Genomic DNA, 18090 nt, shown 5'->3' on the forward strand with positions numbered 1-18090 from the left:
AAAGGAGGAATCCGCGATGATCGAGATCGCACCCGTCCATTTTGAAGAGGGAACCGCCATCGCCGTGACCGTGCGCCTGCCCAAGACCACACTGCTGGCCGTCACCACGGACAAAGGGTACATCATGTGCGGCGCGCTGGACGTCGGCCTGTTGAACGAACGCCTGGCCAGCCGGGAGATTATCGCCGGCCGCGCGGTGGGGGTCAAAACGATCGAGGAGCTGCTGGACGCTCCGTTGGAATCGGTGACGGTCACGGCGGAGCGCCTGGGGATCACCCCCGGCACAATCGGCCGCGACGCCGTCCGCAAAATGTTTTAGCCTGTCCGGACGCGAAGCCATACGGATTGCGTGAAAAAATCGCCTTGGTCGGCACAGACGGAGGCGATTTTTTTCATGGAATCGCGGGGCTTGGCTGCTGCGCCCTGCAGTCCAACGCGTGTCGAACGGGTTCCTCGTTTCGACAGGGGCGGCCTTGTCGAGAAAAAGAATGTAGAAGCCGAGCGAATCGCGTTATAATAGGGGTACTATGACGAAAGGCGAAGAATGGACATGAGATTGACCTCAATCCACAAGTGCCGGCCGGGCGACACGCTGGCCCGGGCCATTTACGCGGAGAACGGAACCGTCCTGGTGGGCGCCGGCGTCGAATTGACGCAGCGCATGCTGGACAGGCTGAAACAGATGAACATTGCCACGCTTTACATACAGGACAAGCGCACGGAAGACATCGTGCTGGAAACGCCCGTGTCGGAGCAAACCCGGCGGGAAGCGATGAGCGTCATTCAAACCGCGTTCCGCTCGGTGCACGAGTTTCCGCACAAATGGCAGCAGGTGTTTACGGACAGGCAGTTGGGCCGCCAACTGCGGCAGGTGTTGTCCCGGATGGCGGACGAGTTGAGAGGCTGCCGCTCGGCGATGAACCTGCTGGCCGATGCCTGCGCCTCCGATCACTACATTTTCTCCCACTCCTTCAACGTGACGCTGTACGGCACCGCGCTGGCGATCAAATCCGGTTTTTCGGAACGAGAGGTGCTGGAGATCGGCATGGGCGCCATGATGCACGACATCGGCAAGATGGCCATTCCCGACGACATCCTGAAAAAGCCGGACCGCCTCACCCCTGACGAGTATGAAGTGATGAAAAAGCACGCCGAGTACGGGTTTGAACTGCTGCGCCGGCAGGAAGACATTCCGCTGTTGGCCGCCCACTGCGCGTACCAGCATCACGAACGGCTGGACGGGACAGGCTACCCGCGCGGGTTGAAGGGCGGGGAAATCCATCCGTACGCCCAGTTGGTGACCGTTTGCGACGTGTTTGACGCGCTGACCACGCACCGCATCTACCGCCCGCCGCTTCTGCCTCACGAAGCGATGGAGAAGCTGTTTGCCGGGACGGATACACTGTTTGCCAAGACATTCGTGGAGAGGATGCGGGACACCATCTCCCTCTATCCGCTGGGCTTGTCGGTGACGCTCAACACGGGCGAGTCGGGCGTGGTCGTCGATTCCAACAAGGGCATGCCCAGCAGGCCCATCGTCCGCATTCTCTACGACGAGAACGGGGAGCCGGTGGCGTCGCCGTACGAGTACGACCTGTCGAAGCGGCTTCAACTGATGATCGTCGCCTGCGACGGACTGGTATGAGATCGCGCGGCGAGTCTCCTCAGAGCCACTTTTTCCGCTTGAAAATCCAGAACATCGTCAAGCCGAGCGCGGCCATGAACGCGAGGACGATGTAGTAGCCGTACCGGGATTTCAGCTCCGGCATGTATTCGAAGTTCATCCCGTAGATGCCGGTCACGATGGTCAGCGGCATGAAAATCGTGGTCAGGGCGGTAAAGATGCGCATGATGTCGTTCGTCCGCCCGGCCACGGCGGAGTGGTACGCTTCGCGCAGGTTGCCGATCAGGTCGCGAAACGTCTCGAAGCTTTCCACGATCTTGACCGCGTTTTCCAATATGTCGCCGAAGTACTTCCGCAGACGGGGCTCGATCAGCGGAAGTTCTTTTGTGTGCAGCGCATCGATCAGATCGCGCTGCGGCAGGAGCATCTTGCGCGCGTACAGCACTTCGCTGCGAAGGCCGATGATCTGGTTCAACTGCGTTTTGCGCACGTTGAGCAGGATGTCTTCCTCCAGTTTTTCGATCAGTTCCTCGATGTGTTCCATCACCTGAAAATACTGGTCCACGATCTGGTCCACCAGATGGTAGAGAAACGCGTCCGGCCGGTTCAGTTCTTCCTCCCTGACGATTTGCAGCAAGCGGGGGTAGATTCCGTGGGGATGCTTGGTGACGGTGATGATGTAGTGGCCGCCCAAAAAAATGTTGACCTCTCGCAAAAAGATGTCCTGGTCGCGGAATTCCGCGTGGTTGATGACGATGAAGTAGTGATCGTGGTACACCTCCAGCTTGGGCCGCTGCTCCTCCTCGTCCAGGCAGTCGTCGATCGCCAGGTCGTGCAGGCCGAACAGCGGCTGCAGCACATCGAGGTCAAACAGGGTGGCGTCGATCCAGTAAAAGCCGTTGTCGGGCGGCGTGCGCGTCTCGTCGAGGTCGTCAATCTGGGTGATCAGTCCGTTCTGTATCAGTCGAATCTTCATGAACCATGCTCCTGCCGGTGGATGATGGGGGAGGGGGCGCGTTCGGGGACGCGCCGCCGCTCGGAGTCTGCCGGGCCGCCATGCGCGGCCAGATGCGCGTCAGGATCAGCTCGTACGCCGTCCGCAGCGCCTGTCTGCTGGGAGCGCCGCGGACGACCTCGTCCGGGTCGGACGTCTTCATGGGATACCGCCTCCTCTTTCCCAATCGGTCTCACCATCAAGGGTATGACGGCACGCCCGTCCGCTTGCCGTTTTCGTTTTGACGGACAGCCCGGATTCCTTCCCGTAGTGTGCCTCACTTTCCGCCATTTGTTTCCTCGCTGGGTCGTATTTCCGCCGCGTATTGACAGGGGCTGGTCCCCCATACGAAAATGATGAAAAGAAATTGTTTTCAAACTATTCGGACTAAATTTGGAGGGGAGCACATGACCAGGAGCCGTCCCGTCGCGTGGGTGCCGTCGGAAGAACAGCTCAGGAGCAGCAACCTGTGGCGTTTCATGGAGCAGGAGAACATCGCCGACTACCGGGAACTGCTGAGGCGTTCGGAGGAGGACGTGGGCTGGTTTTGGGAGGCGTTTCTCCGCTTTGCCGACATCCGGTTCACCCGCCCGTACCATACCGTCGTCGACTTGTCCCGCGGCCTGCCGTGGCCGAAGTGGTTCGTCGGCGGGAAAATCAACCTCGTTCACAACTTTTTGGATAAATGGGCACTTCAGGCGGAGACGGCGGAGCGGCTGGCCCTGCTCTGGGAAGGGGAGGACGGCGAGGAGCGGCGCTTCACGTTTGCCGCGCTGTACCGGGAAGCCAACCGCTTCGCCCACGCGCTGAACCGCCTGGGTGTGGGCAGGGGAGACCGCGTCGCCATTTACATGCCGATGATTCCCGAAACGGTGATCGCCCTGTACGGCATTTACAAGGCAGGGGGCGTGGCCGTGCCGCTCTTTTCCGGGTTTGGCCCCGAGGCGGTGGCGGTTCGCCTGCGGGACGTGGAGGCCAAAGCGGTGGTGACGGCCGACGGGTTTTACCGCGGCGGGCAGCCGGTCCTGCTGAAGCACGTGCTGGACAGGGCGCTGGACTCGGCTCCTGCGGTGCAGGCGGTGGTGGTGGCGGAACGGCTCGGCGAAAAGGCGCTGTACACGCCCGGCCGCGACTGGCGCTGGAGCGAGGCGCTGCGGGATGCGCCGGACGTCTTTGCGACCGTGGAAACGGACGCGGAAGAGGTCTGCATGGTCAGCTATTCGTCCGGCACGACCGGCAGTCCCAAAGGGATCGTCCACGTGCACGGCGGAATCGCGGTGAAAACGGCGGAAGTGGGCATGTTCGTCTACGACACCCACCCGGACGACCGCTTTTTCATGGTGACCGACTTCGGCTGGATGATGGGGCAGCTCCCGCTGTTTTCCGCCCATGCGGTGGCCGCTCCCTATCTGATGTACGAAGGCAGTCCGATGCATCCCCATCCCGGCAGGCTGTACGACCTGGTGGAAAAACACCGCGTCACCGTGTTCGGCGCGCCGGCGACCGCGCTCCGCCTGCTGAAAACGTACGCCGAACCGTTTCGCGCCAAGGCGGACCTCTCCTCCTTGCGAATCCTCGGCCACACGGGCGAGCCGATCGACGAAGAGACCTGGACCTGGTACGCGTCGTGGACGAACGGCAGGGCCCCGATCATCAACGGCAGCGGCGGGACGGAGGTGTTTGCCGAGATCATCTCCTCCACCTGCGTCGAGCCGCACAAAGCCACCTGCCTGGGCGTGACGCCGGCAGTCGGCCCGCGCGTGGTGGACGAGTCGGGAGCGCCGGTGCCGGCCGGAAAACCGGGCTATCTCGTGTTTACCCTGCCGCAGCCCGCGCAAACCCGAGGGTTTTGGAAAAATCCGCAGCGGTATCTGGACACCTATTTTTCCCTGGGGACGGACATGTGGTGGCAGGGAGACATCGTCATGGTGGACGAAGAGGGGTACTGGTTTCACCTGGGGCGGGCCGACGACGTGATCAAGGTGTCGGGACGCCGCACCGGACCGGGCGAAATCGAGGACGTGGTCAACCGGCATCCGTCTGTGCTGGAATCGGCCGCGATCGGCGTGCCCCACCCGCTCAAGGGGGAAGAGCTGATCCTGTTCATCGTCGCCAAACCGGGAGCAGCGCCCGACCCGGCGGCGCTGAAGCGGCACGTGGCCGCGGCGCTCGGCAGGCCGTACGAACCGGGCGAAGTGCATCTCGTCCACGACCTGCCGAAAACCCGGACGCACAAGATCATGCGCCGGCTGATCAAGCAGAAATTTCTCGGCGAAACGCTCGGCGACACGTCCAGCCTGATGAATCCGGGGGCGCTGGAGATGCTGCCGGTGCGGACCGTCTGACGCGAAGGGCGCGGCTGAATCAAGGCCGCGCCTTTTTTTGGTCGTGGGGCCAGGCGTCGGGTTTGGGAAGCGGAACAATGGGGGTATAAGAATAGGGTGATACCGAATGGGTAGCCATGGTGAAAATCGATGGAACAAAAGGAGAGCAAGCAATGAGCAAGAGCCCATTTTCGAATTTCTTTGGCCGGAAGGGCGGCCGAAGCGGCGAGTCTTTTTTCCGGGACATGCGGGAAAAGGGAGAAGTGCGCATTGAGCCGCAGTCCGAGCTGGCCAGACAATTGTCGATGATTCACTTGAACGAAGAGGATCTGGCAGTGGTTAAAGCGCTGCAGCCCTTGATTGTCCAACACATCGACAACATCGTCCATTTCTTTTATGAAAAGATAGAACGAGAGCCGCTATTGATGTCCATCATCGAGAAAAACAGCTCGATCGAACGGCTCAAACAGACGCTGAAACGGCACATTCAAGAGATGTTCAGCGGCCGGATCGACGCCGCCTTCATCGAGCAGCGCAGACGGATCGCCATCGTCCACGTGAAAATCGGGCTGGAGCCGAAATGGTACATGAGCTCGTTTCAGAACCTGCTGGTCTCGCTGATCAAGATTATGGACGACGCGATTGCGGACAAGCGGGAATTTGTCCGGGCCGTGACGGTGGTGACGAAACTCCTCAACATCGAGCAGCAGCTCGTGCTGGAAGAGTACGAGAACGAGCATGAGCGGATCCGGCAGGAAGCGCGGCGGAAAAACGAGCAGCTTCGCCAGGTCCTGGCCCAGTCCGCTCACGAGCTGGCGGCCGTCTCGCAGCAGACCAGCGCGTCGGTGCAGCAGTTGACGGAACAATCGCGGGACGTGCTCCGTTTTGCGGAGAGCGGTACGGGCCACTCCCTGCGCGCCCAGCAGTTGTCCCAGGAAGGCAGGGAAAAGCTGGAGACGCAGCAGGAGCAGATGGGGCTGATCCAGCGGAGCGCGCAGCAGATCGCCGCGGAAATGGGGACGCTGGAGGAGATTGCGGCGAAAATTCGCGGCATCGTCGACGTGGTGACGGCCATCGCCGAGCAGACCAACCTGCTGGCCCTCAACGCCGCGATCGAAGCGGCCCGCGCGGGAGAACAAGGGCGCGGTTTTGCCGTCGTGGCCGACGAAGTGCGCAAATTGGCGGAGCAGACGAAACAGTCCGTCTCCGGCGTGACCGAACTGATCGAAAAGACCAGCGCCCAGACGGCCAGCCTGTCCGCCGTGGTCAGGGAAGTGGAGCGGATGGTGGCGTCCAGCACCGCGATGACCGCCGAGACCACCGCCTTTTTCGCGGAAATCTTGCAGGCGGTGACCGAGAGCAAGGAGCAGAGCACGCACATCCAGCGGGAGCTGGAACGCTTCTTCAAGGTGATGGAAGACATCAATCAGGCGGTTTCGCAGGTGGCCGTCTCCGCCGACGAGCTGTCCGCGATCACTGAAGACATGTAACGAAAGCCTGTAACGGCAAACAGGCACACCACGGAACTGTTCCATGGTGTGCCTACGTGTTTTTGCGCAGCAGCCGGTTCACCGTCTCCCGCCGCAGCCCGACCAACTGGCCGATCTCTTCCTGGGTGAGCAGCTCGGTCAAGGCGTAATCGCCCACGTACGTGCGAAACCATTCGTTCAAAAGCGCCAGCTTGTCCGCCGGGGAGGAAGCGGTCAACTGGTCCATGCGCTGCTGCGTGAGGCGCAGCTTCATCTGGAGCTGCAGCGCGATGTCCCGGTACATCAGCGGGTTTTCCTCCAGCGAGCGGTACCACTCGTCCGGAGGGATGACGTCCACGTCGCTGGTCATCAGGGCGATCGCCGTTCCGTGGTATTCCTTGACCGACAGGAGCGAATGGTGGGGAACGATCTCCCCGGGCAGCAGGATGTTGAACAGAAACGGCGAGCCGTCCTGCTGCAGCCTGACCACCTTCAGCAGGCCCGATTGGATGCGAAAAAGCGGTCCCCGCTCTCCCTGGCGAAACAGGACGTCCCCTTTGTGCAGCTTCATCGGCATCCCTCCGTCTCGCGTAACAGGCGCATGCCGTCAGCGGGTGGTCTCAAAGAACTCCAGCCGTTCCCCGTCCGGCCCCTCGAAAAAGATGTAGCGTGAACCGTTGGGCAGCGTCGTCGCCGCATCGTCCACAAAGGTGACGCCCAGCCGCTTCAGCCGCTCGATTTCCTCGACCAGGTTGTCCACCGTAAACGCGAGGTGGTGCACCTTGCCTTCCACCGGCAGATCGTCGTTGTAGCCGTGGATCAGTTCCAGTTCCGTTTCCGTGGTGCCGGGGAACCCCAGAAACGCCAGCGTGATCGCCGGATTGGTGTGGACCAGCGTGCCGCGGCATTCCAGCCCCACGACATCCCGGTAAAAGGCGATCGACCGCTCCAGATCCTTGACCATCAGGCCGACGTGTTCGATCTTTTTCACTGCCATCTTCATCTCTCCTTTTCCAGGCGTTTCCCTCATTGTAGACGATTTTTCCCAAAAAGTCTGTACGCGGATTCCGGTGGAGGACGCGGGCTCTCTTTCTTCTTGCCGGCCATATTTCAAACGAGAATAATTGACACCATTTTTAGAATTGAATTACTATTTAGAAATCGCTTTCGTATACAGCATACCGTATTCATGACAGGGGAAGGGTTTGAGGGTCATGCCCAGGATGATCAAGCGAAGCGAGACGCTCCAGGAACAAGTGTACGAATATTTGCGGGAACAGATTCTGTTCGGCGGGCTCGCCCCGGGGCAGCGGCTGATCGAGGAGCGCCTGTGCGAGGAGACGGGCGTGAGCCGCAGCCCGATCCGCGAAGCGATCCGCCGGCTGGAAAAGGACGGCCTGGTGGTGGTGCAGGCACAGGGAGGAGTCACGGTCTACCAGCCGACGCTCGATGATTTTACCTCGCTGTTCGAGTGCCGTCTCCATCTGGAACCGGCGGCGGCCCGTTTTGCCGCCGAGCGCCGGACGGAGGAGGAATTGGCCGACCTGCAGGAACTGTTGGCCCGGATGGCGGACATTGCCCGCGAGAGCGATGCCCGCCGAACCCACGAGCTCCATTTCGCCTTTCACCAGCGCGTCGCGGAAGCGAGCAAAAACCCGTATATGGCCAAGATCATGAACGATCTGAAGGTGCTGATTTCGTTCTACCGCAACGCCATCCTGCAGGTGCATCCGCAGCGGCCGGAAACCGTCATTGCCGAACACGCGGCGATCCTCGACGCCATCCGCAGGCGCGACGGAGACGCGGCCGCAGCGAGCATGGCCGAGCACATTACCCGCGATTTCCGCCTGTGCATGGAAGCCAACCGCACACCAACACGACAAGGAGGGGACCGATGAACGCACGAAAACCGCTGCAGGGCGTGCGCGTGCTGGAACTGGGCACGCTGGTGGCCGCGCCGTTCGCCGGCAAGATTTTTGCCGAGTTCGGAGCGGAGGTGATCAAGGTGGAGCCCCCGGAAACGGGCGATCCGCTGCGCAACTGGCGGGCCATGCATCACGACACGTCCGTCTGGTGGTACGTCCAGGCCCGCAACAAAAAATCGATTACCGTCGACATGCGCATGGAAGAGGGGCAGGAGATCATCCGCTCGCTGGCCCGTGAAGTGGACATCGTCATCGAAAATTTCCGGCCCGGGACGCTGGAGAAATGGGGGCTCGGCTACGAGGTGCTGAGCGGGATCAACCCCGGCCTGATCATGGTCCGCATCTCCGGTTACGGGCAGACCGGTCCCTACCGCGGCAAGCCGGGATTCGGCAGCGTGGCGGAAGCGATCGGCGGCCTGCGCTACCTGACCGGGTTCCCCGATCGCCCGCCGGTGCGGGTGGGCATCGCCATCGGCGACCTGACGGCGGGCTTGTACGCGGTGATCGGGGCGTTGATGGCGCTCCACGCCCGCAGCCGCTCGCCGGAAGGAAAGGGCCAACTGGTGGACGTGGCCTTGTACGAAGCCGTGTTCAGCCTGCTGGAAGGCGTGCTGCCGGAATACGACCTGAAGGGGGTGGTACGGGAGCGGACGGGCAGTGCGCTGCCGGGCATCGCGCCGTCCAACACCTACCTGTGCGCCGACGGCAAGTACGTCGTGATCGGCGCCAACGGGGACAGCATCTTCAAGCGGCTGATGCACGCCATCGGCCGCAGCGACCTGGCGGAAGACCCCCGTTACGCCACCAACCAGGGACGGGCGGAAGACGCGGCGTTCATCGATCAGGTGATCGAGGAGTGGACGAAGCGGCATCCGCTCCAGGAGGTGCAGCGCCGCCTGGACGAGGCGGCCGTTCCCGTAGGGCCGATCTACAGCATTGAGGAGATTGTCGGAGACGAACATTACCGGGCGCGTAACATGCTGGAGGAAATCCGTCTGCCGGACGGCGAGACGGTGTTGTTTCCCGGCGTGGTCCCCAAGCTGTCGGAGACGCCCGGCGGCCACGAGTGGGTGGGGCCGCGGTTGGGGGAGCACAACGAGGAAATCCTCAAGGGTCTGCTCAGGCTGGATGACGCCGCGCTGGCCCGGTTGAAGGAGAAGAAAGCCATATGACGACAGACGTGACGATCATCGAAGTGGGGCCGCGTGACGGCCTGCAAAACGAACCGGGCTTCATCCCGACGGAGAAAAAGCTGCGCCTGATCGGCATGCTCGCCGATGCGGGCCTGCGCCGGATCGAGGCGGCGTCGTTCGTCCATCCGCAGCGCGTGCCCCAGATGGCCGATGCCGAAGCGGTGATGGGCGGACTGCCCCGGGTGTCCGGGGTCTCGTTTGCCGCGCTCATTCCCAACCGGAGGGGATTGGAGCGGGCGGCCGCGTACCGGCTGGACGAAATCAACTGGGTCACCTCCGCCAGTCCGGCGTTCAACCGGCGCAACATCAACCAGACAATCGAGGAAAATCTGGAGGCCTTCCGCGAGCTTGTTCCGCTGGTCCGGCAGGCGGGGCAGCGGATCCGCTTTTCCATCGCCACCAGTTTCGGCTGTCCGTTCTCCGGCAGGGTAGACCCGGACGTCGTGCTCCGGCTGGCCGAGCAGGCGATTGCCGCCGGTGCGGATGAGATCGGCGTCGCCGACACGATCGGCATCGCCGTTCCGGACGAAGTGTACGCGCTGTCCAGACGGCTGATCGACGCCGTGGGGACGGAGCGAATCGCGCTGCATCTGCACGACACCCGCGGCTTGGCGCTGGCGAACACGTACGCCGCTTACACGGCGGGGATCCGCAGCTTCGAGACCGCGGTCGGCGGGCTGGGCGGCTGTCCGTTTGCGCCGGGCGCCGCCGGCAACGCGGCGACGGAGGATGTCGTGTACATGTTTGAACGGATGAAGGTGCGCACCGGAGTGGATTTTTCCAAGATGCTGGACGCTGCCGAATACGCCGTCAGCTTCTCCATGCGCATGCCGCTGGGCCGCATCCGGCTGGTGGAATCGAAAGAACAGCCAACGATTCACAGATGACCAAGGGGGAAAACCACGATGAAAAAAAGTTGGATCACCGCATGGACGACGATCGGACTGCTGGGCGGCCTGCTGGCCGGCTGCGGCGGAGCGGCGGCACCGGGCGGCACCGCGGCGGTCGGCACGTCCGGCGGGCAGGCGGCATCCGCTGACGGCTACCAGGAGGCGACCATCCGCCTCGCCTACAACCTGCCGCAGGACCACCACATCGCGCGCGGGGTGGAAGCATTTGCGAAAAACGTGACGGAGCGCTCCGGCGGCAAGGTGAAAATCCAGGTGTATCCGGCCGGCCAACTGCTGAGCGACAAGGAAATGAACCAGGCGATCCTGACCGGCGGCGTCGAGATGGGGGTCAACTCGTCCACGCTGTGGTCGTCGGTGGTGCCGGCGATGGGGATTTTTGACGTGCCGTTCGCGTTTCCCACCTACGAGCTGGCGGGCAAGGCCCTGTCCGGCCCTGTCGGCCAGAAGCTGAATGCGGAGATGGAGAAGAAGGGGGCCAAAGTGCTGATGTACGCCGACTATGGCTACGCCCAATTTGCCAACAGCGTCCGCCCGCTGACCAGGCCGGACGATTTTCACGGGCTGAAAATCCGCAGCATCGGTCACATTCCGTCGGTGATGATCCAGGCGTACGGCGCGGCTCCCGTCTTCATGGGCGCGGGAGAGGTGTACATGGCGCTGCAGCGCAAGACGATCGACGGCGCCACCTCCGGCACGACGGCCATGGTGCAGCGCAAGTACGACGAGGTGTCCCGCTATTTGACGGTCGTCAACTACGCCTACCTGGAATTCCTGCTCGCCGTCAACAAGCAGTACTGGGACGCGCTGCCGCCCAAAACGCAGGAGCTGTTGACCGCGACGGCCAGGGAGACGGAAGAGTGGATCCGCAAGCAGGCGGAAGAAGAGGACAAACAGACGACCGAGCAGTTGAAACAAAAAGGCATGGACGTGTACGTGGTGCCGGAGAGCGACCTCCCGCAGTGGAAGGAAGCGGCCAGGCCGGCCTGGGACGAGTACCTGAAAACCGCCGGGGACTTGGGCAAAGAGCTGCTGGACGACGTGCAGAACATCAAGTAACCGTGCGGCAGAACGCGAGGAAGGGAGGACGCTGAATGAAATGGTTTTCATACCTGTACCGCTGGCTGGACCGCTTGATCCTGTGGGGGGGAATCACGGCAGGGATCCTGATCGTGGTGACGACGGGCATGATTTTTTACGAGATCGTCTCCCGTTCGCTCTTTGACGCCCCGACGACCTGGGCCACCGAGCTGTCCGTTTACGCGATCATCGGCAGTTGTTTCATCGGGGCGGCGTACGCGGTCCGGGCAGACGCCCACATCAAGGTGGATTTGCTCCTGCACAACGTGCCGGCCGCCGCGCGCCGCTGGCTGCTGATCGTTTCCGCCCTGCTGGGGCTCGCGTTCAGCCTGCTGTTTGCCATCTTCGGCTGGGAACACGTCAAGCGGTCGATGGAGCTCGGCTTTACCTCCACCTCGCTCTTGCAGATACCCATGTACATGCCGGAGATGCTGCTGCCGATCGGCGGCACGCTGCTGAGTCTCGCCTTTCTGCTGCAGGTGGCGGACTGCATACGCGGCGGGAAAGGGGGCGGTGCGTAATGGGCCTGTTCTTTGCGGGCGGCATGGCCTCGCTGCTCTTGATCGGCGTGCCCGTTGCCTTTGCCCTCTCGCTCTTGGCCGCGATCGGCCTGTACTGGTTCAACGGCGGCGTACTGGGGCTGCACCAGATTCCCATCATCGCGTACAAGGCGCTGGATGACTTTACCATCAGCTCCCTGCCGATGTACGTGCTGATGAGTCAGATTTTGCTCTACAGCGGCGTAGGCAGGGAGCTGTACGAAATGGCGAGCCGCTGGCTGCGTCATCTGCCGGGCGGCCTCGGGCTGGCCACACTGGTGTGCTGCGGCATCTTTGCCGCCATCTCCGGTTCCAGTGTGGCGACGGCGGTGACGATTGGCACGGTGGCAATTCCCGAGATGACCACACGGGGTTATGACAAAAAAACGGTGCTGGGCCTGTTGGCGGCGGGCGGTACCTTGGGCATCCTGATCCCGCCCAGCGTGCCGATGATCATCTACGGCTCGGTCACCGGCGAATCGGTCGGCAAGCTGTTTATCGCCGGAGTGGTGCCGGGGATTTTGCTGCTGGCAATTTTTATGGCGTACGCGTCGTGGAGCATGCGCCACATCAAAGGCGAGCCGGCCAGCTGGCAGGAGCGTTGGCAGGGGACGCGCAAAGCGGTCTGGGGCCTCTTGATGCCCGTTTTGATCATCGGCGGCATCTACTCCGGGGTGTTCACCCCCACCGAGGCGGCCGCCGCCGGCGTAATATTCAGCCTGCTGGTGGCGGGGATCGTCTACCGCAGCCTCACCTGGGCCAACATCAAAAACATCCTGCTGTCGACCGTCGCCACCAACGCGATGATCCTGTTCATCATCGTCGGGGCGATGCTGTTCGGCTTCATCCTCACCTCCCTGCAGATTCCGCAGGCGATGACGGAGATGGCCACCGGCCTGCCGGTCTCCAAGTGGGTCGTGTTCATCCTGATCAACCTGCTCCTGCTCGTGCTCGGATGCTTCCTGGAGACGGTCTCCATCCTGGTCATCACACTGCCCATTTTGTATCCGATTATCACGTCCCTGGGCTTTGACCCCATCTGGTTCGCCATCATCATGGTGGTCAACATGGAGCTGGCCCTGATTACGCCGCCCGTGGGACTGAACCTGTTTGTGCTCAAGGGCATCGACCCGTCCACACCGATCGCCCTGATCGTGCGCGGCGCGGCCCCGTACGCCGTGATCATGCTGCTGTTCATCGCGCTGCTGGCGTTATTCCCGGGGCTTGCGACAGGATTGATCGGCCATGTGCAATAACGCCCGTACCCCCTCTGCCCCGTCCTTGAGGCGGAGGGGGGCGGCTGTCACGTGAAAACGGCAGCGGCGAGAAGTGCAACGGCGAGAAGCGGAGCCAAACCGCCCGAGGCAGGTTCGGCTTCTCTTTTGGCTCCCTCCCGCATAGGATGTACCAACTGGGAGGTGACGGGCGTGGCGATGTTTCGACCCCGTCGGCGATGGAGACATCCGCTTTCGCGCACGAAAGCGTTTTTTATCGCGCTGGTCATATTCTTCGTGATGATAATCCAGTTTCTGGTCTTTGTCGAGAATCGCCTGAAGCCGACGCTTCTGATCCTGGCGTCGCAAAAGGCGGAGCAGTTGGCCAAGCAGGCCATCACCGACGCGGTGACGAAACGGATCACGCAGCAGGGCGTGGACTTCAACCAGATCGTCAAGATTGAAAAGGACAACGAGGGGCGGATTCAGGCGTACCAGTTCAACTTCAAGGAGTATTCGCGGATTGTAGGAGAAACCACCTCCCGCGTTCAGAACCGGTTGAAGGAATTGGAAGACGAAAAAGTGGACCGCCACATCCCGCTCGGATTGGCGACGGGCAGCAGCTTCCTGGCGCAGATGGGGCCGGAACTTCCCGTCACCTTTATGCCGATCGGGGCGGTGAAGACGCGCCTGGATACGGAGATGAAGGAAGCGGGCATCAACATGGTGCTGGTCACGGTGTACATCTACGTCGACGTGGATTTGCGGATCGTCATCCCGTTTGCCACCGACCAGAAGACGGTGACCACCAAAATCCCGATCACCCACTCGCTCGTCATCGGCGACGTGCCGCAGTACCTGTACAACAATCCGGAAGGAAAGCCGGATGTGCCAAGGCCGGATGCTCAGCCGGACAACACGCCGTAAGGGGAAAGCCCGGATGAAGAATTCCGGGCTTTTCTGCTGATTTCGCCGCCGTCGCCGGAAAAAGTGTAGGACTCGTCTGAAATTGTGGTATAATGCCCGTAACTGAATACCAACCTTCAGGGCAGGGTGAAATTCCCGACCGGCGGTGATGACGAACGCACGTCTCAGCCCGCGACTCGCTGACGGCTTTGGCCGACAGCGACTGACTTGGTGAAATTCCAAGGCCGACGGTACAGTCCGGATGGGAGAAGGTATTTGGTGAGCCTGTGCGTCCGTTTTTTGGAAAAAACGGACGGCAACAGGCTTATTCCCCTATGCCCTGATTCGATGTCAGGGCATTTTTTGTTGGGGCGAAAACGAAGCGGGAAAGGAGCGCACGATGGAACACGACGCACGATACATGGCGCTGGCGCTGGAGCTGGCGCGCTCCGCGGCGGGACAGACCAGCCCCAATCCGCTGGTGGGGGCCGTGGTGGTAAAAGACGGCGAGGTCGTCGGCATGGGGGCCCACCTGAAAGCAGGCGAGCCTCATGCAGAGGTGCACGCGCTGCGGATGGCCGGCGAACGGGCAAAAGGGGCCACCTTGTACGTCACGCTGGAGCCGTGCAGCCATTACGGACGAACGCCTCCCTGCGCCGACGCGGTCATCCAGGCGGGGATCAGCCGTGTGGTGGTGGCCGTGCTGGATCCCAATCCGCTGGTGGCGGGGCAGGGGGTGTCCCGGCTGATCGCCGCCGGCGTGGAGGTCACCGTCGGCATCGGGGAGACGGAGGCGCGGCGGCTCAACGAAGTCTTTTTCCACTACATCACCACCCGGCGGCCGTTCGTCACCGTGAAGACGGCCAGCACCCTGGACGGCAAAATCGCCACGGTGACGGGGCACAGCCGCTGGATCACGGGCGAGGAGGCGCGCGGGCAGGTGCACGAACTGCGCCGGCGGCACGACGCGATTCTCGTGGGGGTCGGGACGGTGATCGCCGACGACCCCGAGCTGACGGCCCGGACGGCGGGCACGGCGACGGGCCGTCAGCCGGTTCGGGTCATCCTGGACAGGCGGCTGCGCACGCCGCTGGATGCCCGCGTGGTGAATGACGGCAAGGCGCCGACGTGGATTGTCACCTCGGCGGAGGCGCCGGCAGAGAAGCGGGCGGCGCTGGAGGAGCGCGGTGTGACGGTACTCGTGCCGGACGGACCGGTCACGGTGGAGCAGGTGCTGGATGAACTGGGAGCGCGGGGCATCACCTCGCTTTTGGTGGAAGGCGGTGCGGAGGTAAACGGCTCGTTTCTCCGCGCGCGGGCGGTCCAAAAGATCGTCGCCTACCTCTCCATGAAGCTGGTCGGCGGCGCCGGTGCCCCCACGCCGTTTGGCGGTCCGGGGCTGGAACGGATGGACGAGGCGGTGCCGCTGGCCGATGTCGAGTGGGAGCAGGTGGGACCGCACGACCTGCGGATCACCGGCTACCCCGTCTGGGATTCGGAATCATGAGACACAAGGAGGAGAGCGACGCCATGTTTACCGGACTGGTGGAAGAAGTGGGCGTAGTGGAGAGCGTGACGGGAGACGGCCAGGCATGCCGCATGGTGATCCGCGCCGAGCGGGTGCTGGAGGGCGTCCGCGTCGGCGACAGCATCGCCGTCAACGGCGTCTGCCTGACCGTAACGGCCCATACCGACCGTCAATTCAGCGTGGACGTGATGCCGGAGACCTTGAACAAAACCAGTTTGCGGCAGGCAAAACGGGGGCAGATTGTCAACCTGGAGCGGGCGATGAGGCTGGGGGACCGCTTCGGCGGCCACATCGTCTCCGGCCACGTGGACGGGACGGGAACCATTCTCTCGCGCCACCCGCATGCCAACGCGGTGCTGTTTCGGATCGGAGCGGAGCCGGATGTGCTCAAATACGTGGTGCCGCGCGGCTCGATCTGCCTGGACGGCATCAGCCTGACGGTCGTCGACGTGGACGCGGAAAGCTTTTCCGTCTCCATCATCCCGCACACCTTGGCCCACACCAATTTGCGGGACAAGCGGATCGGGGATCCGGTCAACCTCGAAGCGGACGTCATCGGCAAGTACGTGGAGAGGCTGCTGGCGTGGCGCTCCGAACAGCCGCAGCCGGAGCGGCGGACGGGGCTTACGCCGGAGTTTTTGCGGGAGCACGGGTTCGTCTGATGGAATCGACGGGTGCTGCCAAAACAGAGGGGAGGGAACCGACCATGTTCCATGCCATAGAAGAAGCGCTGGAAGACTTGAGACAGGGAAAAGCGGTGATCGTCGTGGACGACGAGGACCGGGAAAACGAAGGGGATTTCGTCTGCCTGGCGGAAGCGGCCACGCCGGAGATGATCAATTTCATGGTGACGCACGGACGCGGCCTCGTCTGCGTGCCGATCACGGAAGAGCACGCCGCCCGGCTGCGGCTCAAGCCGATGGTGGAGGCAAACACGGACCGGCAGGGTACGGCGTTTACCGTCTCCATCGACGAAGCGGGAACCCATACGGGCATCTCCGCTCACGAACGCTCGCGCACCGTGCTGGCGATGCTGGACGATCAAAAAACGGCGGACGATTTTCAACGTCCGGGCCACATCTTTCCGCTGATCGCCAAACCGGGCGGCGTCCTGCGCCGGGCCGGACACACCGAGGCGGCCGTCGATCTGGCCCGGCTGGCGGGCGCTTTTCCCGCCGGGGTGATCTGCGAAATCATGAACGAGGACGGGACGATGGCCCGCCTGCCCCAACTGGCCGAGATCGCCGAGCGTTTTGATCTCAAGCTGATCACCATTGCCGACCTGATCCGCTACCGGATGCGGACGGAGCGGCTGGTCAAGCGGGAAATCGAGGTGAACCTGCCTACCGAATACGGCGACTTCCGCATCGCCGCCTACACCAACGAACTGGACGGCAAAGAGCACGTGGCGGTGATCAAGGGAGAGATCACGCCCGACGAACCGGTGCTGGTGCGGGTCCACTCCGAGTGCCTGACCGGCGATATTTTCGGCTCGCACCGCTGCGACTGCGGCCCCCAACTGCACGCCGCCCTGCGGCAGATCGAAGCGGAAGGACGGGGCGTCCTCCTGTACATGCGGCAGGAGGGGCGCGGCATCGGCCTGATCAACAAACTGCGCGCCTACAAGCTGCAGGAGGACGGCTACGACACCGTGGAAGCGAACGAAAAGCTGGGCTTCCCCGCCGACCTGCGCGACTACGGGATCGGGGCGCAAATCCTGCGCGATCTGGGCGTGAAACGCATGCGGCTGTTGACCAACAACCCGCGGAAGATCCGCGGCCTCAGCGGCTACGGACTGGAAGTGGCAGAGCGGGTGCCGATTCAGATGCCGGCCCATCCGCACAACAGGCGGTATCTGGCCGCCAAACACGAGAAGCTGGGTCACCTGCTTCAACTTTGAACAAGGAGTGAACAACCATGAAAGTGTTCGAGGGAAATCTGGTAGGAACGGGTCTGCGCGTAGGCATCGTGGCAGCCCGGTTTAACGAATTGATCGTCAGCAAGCTGCTCGGCGGCGCGCTGGACGCGCTGAAGAGGCACGGCGTGGAGGAAGCAAACGTCGACGTGGCCTGGGTGCCCGGCGCCTTTGAAATCCCGCTGATCGCCAAGCGAATGGCGGAGTCCGGCCGCTACGACGCCGTCGTCACGCTGGGCGCGGTCATTCGCGGAGCGACGCCTCACTTTGACTACGTGTGCAGCGAATGCGCCAAAGGGGTGGCGTCCATCTCCCTGGCTACGGGCGTTCCCGTGATTTTTGGCGTGCTGACGACGGACTCGATCGAGCAGGCGATCGAGCGGGCCGGCACCAAAGCAGGCAACAAAGGATGGGAAGCGGCCGCAGCCGCCATCGAAATGGCGAACCTGAACCGGCAGTTCGCCTAAAGGG

At 62.6% G+C, this 18090-nt stretch carries 19 protein-coding genes and 1 riboswitch; of the genes, 15 read left to right on the forward strand and 4 right to left on the reverse strand.

Annotation, left to right across the window (positions count from 1 at the left end; translation table 11 throughout):
* Positions 1 to 16 precede the first annotated feature (16 nt).
* Positions 17 to 319 (forward strand): YunC family protein, encoded by a 303-nt coding sequence (locus tag A6764_RS04740; protein WP_029098348.1) that lies wholly within the window; start codon positions 17 to 19, stop codon positions 317 to 319.
* A gap of 231 nt (positions 320 to 550) precedes the next feature.
* Positions 551 to 1645, forward strand: a complete 1095-nt coding sequence (locus A6764_RS04745; RefSeq protein ID WP_065067206.1) for an HD-GYP domain-containing protein — start codon at positions 551 to 553, stop codon at positions 1643 to 1645.
* 19 nt (positions 1646 to 1664) lie between these two features.
* Here the strand turns inward: A6764_RS04745 and corA are convergent, their stop codons facing one another.
* The gene (gene corA / locus A6764_RS04750; protein ID WP_065067205.1) at positions 1665 to 2600 is read right to left on the reverse strand and encodes a magnesium/cobalt transporter CorA; all 936 of its coding nucleotides are present in this window, start codon (positions 2598 to 2600) and stop codon (positions 1665 to 1667) included.
* Positions 2557 to 2781 carry a hypothetical protein gene (locus A6764_RS04755; protein WP_141669675.1) on the reverse strand — a complete coding sequence of 75 codons (225 nt, stop codon included), beginning with the start codon at positions 2779 to 2781 and terminating at the stop codon, positions 2557 to 2559. Before A6764_RS04755 ends, corA begins: the two co-directional genes overlap by 44 nt.
* A 244-nt stretch (positions 2782 to 3025) precedes the next feature.
* Here A6764_RS04755 and A6764_RS04760 point away from each other — a divergent pair, with 244 nt between their 5' ends.
* Positions 3026 to 4963, forward strand: coding sequence for an AMP-binding protein (locus A6764_RS04760; protein WP_264622426.1), 1938 nt, complete (start codon positions 3026 to 3028; stop codon positions 4961 to 4963).
* A gap of 152 nt (positions 4964 to 5115) precedes the next feature.
* Positions 5116 to 6432: a globin-coupled sensor protein gene (locus A6764_RS04765; protein ID WP_035299519.1), complete on the forward strand. Its 1317-nt coding sequence runs from the start codon at positions 5116 to 5118 to the stop codon at positions 6430 to 6432.
* 52 nt (positions 6433 to 6484) lie between these two features.
* Here A6764_RS04765 and A6764_RS04770 read toward each other — a convergent pair whose 3' ends face one another.
* Both A6764_RS04770 and A6764_RS04775 read right to left on the reverse strand, forming a co-directional pair.
* Positions 6485 to 6982 (reverse strand): Crp/Fnr family transcriptional regulator, encoded by a 498-nt coding sequence (locus A6764_RS04770; RefSeq protein ID WP_044897137.1) that lies wholly within the window; start codon positions 6980 to 6982, stop codon positions 6485 to 6487.
* Between the two features lie 36 nt (positions 6983 to 7018).
* On the reverse strand, positions 7019 to 7408 hold the full coding sequence (locus A6764_RS04775; RefSeq protein ID WP_035299521.1) for a VOC family protein: 390 nt from the start codon (positions 7406 to 7408) through the stop codon (positions 7019 to 7021).
* Between the two features lie 217 nt (positions 7409 to 7625).
* On the opposite strand from A6764_RS04775, the gene A6764_RS04780 reads away from it, so the two are divergent.
* The 11 genes from A6764_RS04780 to ribE all read left to right on the forward strand — a co-directional run bounded on the left by A6764_RS04780 (position 7626) and on the right by ribE (position 18086).
* Positions 7626 to 8309 carry a GntR family transcriptional regulator gene (locus tag A6764_RS04780; protein WP_035299523.1) on the forward strand — a complete coding sequence of 228 codons (684 nt, stop codon included), beginning with the start codon at positions 7626 to 7628 and terminating at the stop codon, positions 8307 to 8309.
* Complete coding sequence (locus A6764_RS04785) at positions 8306 to 9508, forward strand: CaiB/BaiF CoA transferase family protein (RefSeq protein ID WP_264622427.1); 1203 nt, start codon at positions 8306 to 8308, stop codon at positions 9506 to 9508. The genes A6764_RS04780 and A6764_RS04785 overlap by 4 nt, the downstream gene beginning before the upstream one ends.
* Positions 9505 to 10416 (forward strand): hydroxymethylglutaryl-CoA lyase, encoded by a 912-nt coding sequence (locus A6764_RS04790; RefSeq protein WP_044897133.1) that lies wholly within the window; start codon positions 9505 to 9507, stop codon positions 10414 to 10416. Before A6764_RS04785 ends, A6764_RS04790 begins: the two co-directional genes overlap by 4 nt.
* An 18-nt stretch (positions 10417 to 10434) precedes the next feature.
* A complete protein-coding gene (locus tag A6764_RS04795; protein ID WP_264622428.1) occupies positions 10435 to 11496 on the forward strand; it encodes a TRAP transporter substrate-binding protein in 1062 nt (353 codons plus the stop codon).
* 35 nt (positions 11497 to 11531) lie between these two features.
* Complete coding sequence (locus A6764_RS04800; protein WP_065067201.1) at positions 11532 to 12038, forward strand: TRAP transporter small permease; 507 nt, start codon at positions 11532 to 11534, stop codon at positions 12036 to 12038.
* Positions 12038 to 13312 (forward strand): TRAP transporter large permease, encoded by a 1275-nt coding sequence (locus A6764_RS04805; protein ID WP_065067200.1) that lies wholly within the window; start codon positions 12038 to 12040, stop codon positions 13310 to 13312. The genes A6764_RS04800 and A6764_RS04805 overlap by 1 nt, the downstream gene beginning before the upstream one ends.
* A gap of 171 nt (positions 13313 to 13483) precedes the next feature.
* Positions 13484 to 14197 (forward strand): sporulation protein YunB, encoded by a 714-nt coding sequence (gene yunB / locus A6764_RS04810; protein ID WP_141669672.1) that lies wholly within the window; start codon positions 13484 to 13486, stop codon positions 14195 to 14197.
* A 108-nt stretch (positions 14198 to 14305) separates the two neighbouring features.
* Positions 14306 to 14454, forward strand: a riboswitch (FMN riboswitch).
* A 122-nt stretch (positions 14455 to 14576) separates the two neighbouring features.
* On the forward strand, positions 14577 to 15683 hold the full coding sequence (gene ribD / locus A6764_RS04815; protein ID WP_264622429.1) for a bifunctional diaminohydroxyphosphoribosylaminopyrimidine deaminase/5-amino-6-(5-phosphoribosylamino)uracil reductase RibD: 1107 nt from the start codon (positions 14577 to 14579) through the stop codon (positions 15681 to 15683).
* A gap of 23 nt (positions 15684 to 15706) precedes the next feature.
* On the forward strand, positions 15707 to 16366 hold the full coding sequence (locus A6764_RS04820; RefSeq protein WP_035299530.1) for a riboflavin synthase: 660 nt from the start codon (positions 15707 to 15709) through the stop codon (positions 16364 to 16366).
* A 44-nt stretch (positions 16367 to 16410) separates the two neighbouring features.
* Positions 16411 to 17604, forward strand: coding sequence for a bifunctional 3,4-dihydroxy-2-butanone-4-phosphate synthase/GTP cyclohydrolase II (locus A6764_RS04825; RefSeq protein ID WP_065067198.1), 1194 nt, complete (start codon positions 16411 to 16413; stop codon positions 17602 to 17604).
* Between the two features lie 17 nt (positions 17605 to 17621).
* Complete coding sequence (gene ribE, locus A6764_RS04830; RefSeq protein WP_029098365.1) at positions 17622 to 18086, forward strand: 6,7-dimethyl-8-ribityllumazine synthase; 465 nt, start codon at positions 17622 to 17624, stop codon at positions 18084 to 18086.
* Positions 18087 to 18090 lie beyond the last annotated feature (4 nt).

This window comes from Brevibacillus sp. WF146 (assembly GCF_001673705.2).
Classification (GTDB): Bacteria; Bacillota; Bacilli; order Brevibacillales; family Brevibacillaceae; genus Brevibacillus; species Brevibacillus thermoruber.

What these genes read in the sequence shown, in the direction of transcription:
- A6764_RS04740 (WP_029098348.1), top strand. Translation starts at nt 17, where the DNA reads ATGATCGAGATCGCACCCGTCCATTTTGAAGAGGGAACCGCCATCGCC.
- A6764_RS04745 (WP_065067206.1), top strand. Translation starts at nt 551, where the DNA reads ATGAGATTGACCTCAATCCACAAGTGCCGGCCGGGCGACACGCTGGCC.
- corA (WP_065067205.1), bottom strand. Translation starts at nt 2,600, where the DNA reads ATGAAGATTCGACTGATACAGAACGGACTGATCACCCAGATTGACGAC.
- A6764_RS04755 (WP_141669675.1), bottom strand. Translation starts at nt 2,781, where the DNA reads ATGAAGACGTCCGACCCGGACGAGGTCGTCCGCGGCGCTCCCAGCAGA.
- A6764_RS04760 (WP_264622426.1), top strand. Translation starts at nt 3,026, where the DNA reads ATGACCAGGAGCCGTCCCGTCGCGTGGGTGCCGTCGGAAGAACAGCTC.
- A6764_RS04765 (WP_035299519.1), top strand. Translation starts at nt 5,116, where the DNA reads ATGAGCAAGAGCCCATTTTCGAATTTCTTTGGCCGGAAGGGCGGCCGA.
- A6764_RS04770 (WP_044897137.1), bottom strand. Translation starts at nt 6,982, where the DNA reads ATGAAGCTGCACAAAGGGGACGTCCTGTTTCGCCAGGGAGAGCGGGGA.
- A6764_RS04775 (WP_035299521.1), bottom strand. Translation starts at nt 7,408, where the DNA reads ATGGCAGTGAAAAAGATCGAACACGTCGGCCTGATGGTCAAGGATCTG.
- A6764_RS04780 (WP_035299523.1), top strand. Translation starts at nt 7,626, where the DNA reads ATGCCCAGGATGATCAAGCGAAGCGAGACGCTCCAGGAACAAGTGTAC.
- A6764_RS04785 (WP_264622427.1), top strand. Translation starts at nt 8,306, where the DNA reads ATGAACGCACGAAAACCGCTGCAGGGCGTGCGCGTGCTGGAACTGGGC.
- A6764_RS04790 (WP_044897133.1), top strand. Translation starts at nt 9,505, where the DNA reads ATGACGACAGACGTGACGATCATCGAAGTGGGGCCGCGTGACGGCCTG.
- A6764_RS04795 (WP_264622428.1), top strand. Translation starts at nt 10,435, where the DNA reads ATGAAAAAAAGTTGGATCACCGCATGGACGACGATCGGACTGCTGGGC.
- A6764_RS04800 (WP_065067201.1), top strand. Translation starts at nt 11,532, where the DNA reads ATGAAATGGTTTTCATACCTGTACCGCTGGCTGGACCGCTTGATCCTG.
- A6764_RS04805 (WP_065067200.1), top strand. Translation starts at nt 12,038, where the DNA reads ATGGGCCTGTTCTTTGCGGGCGGCATGGCCTCGCTGCTCTTGATCGGC.
- ribD (WP_264622429.1), top strand. Translation starts at nt 14,577, where the DNA reads ATGGAACACGACGCACGATACATGGCGCTGGCGCTGGAGCTGGCGCGC.
- A6764_RS04820 (WP_035299530.1), top strand. Translation starts at nt 15,707, where the DNA reads ATGTTTACCGGACTGGTGGAAGAAGTGGGCGTAGTGGAGAGCGTGACG.
- A6764_RS04825 (WP_065067198.1), top strand. Translation starts at nt 16,411, where the DNA reads ATGTTCCATGCCATAGAAGAAGCGCTGGAAGACTTGAGACAGGGAAAA.
- ribE (WP_029098365.1), top strand. Translation starts at nt 17,622, where the DNA reads ATGAAAGTGTTCGAGGGAAATCTGGTAGGAACGGGTCTGCGCGTAGGC.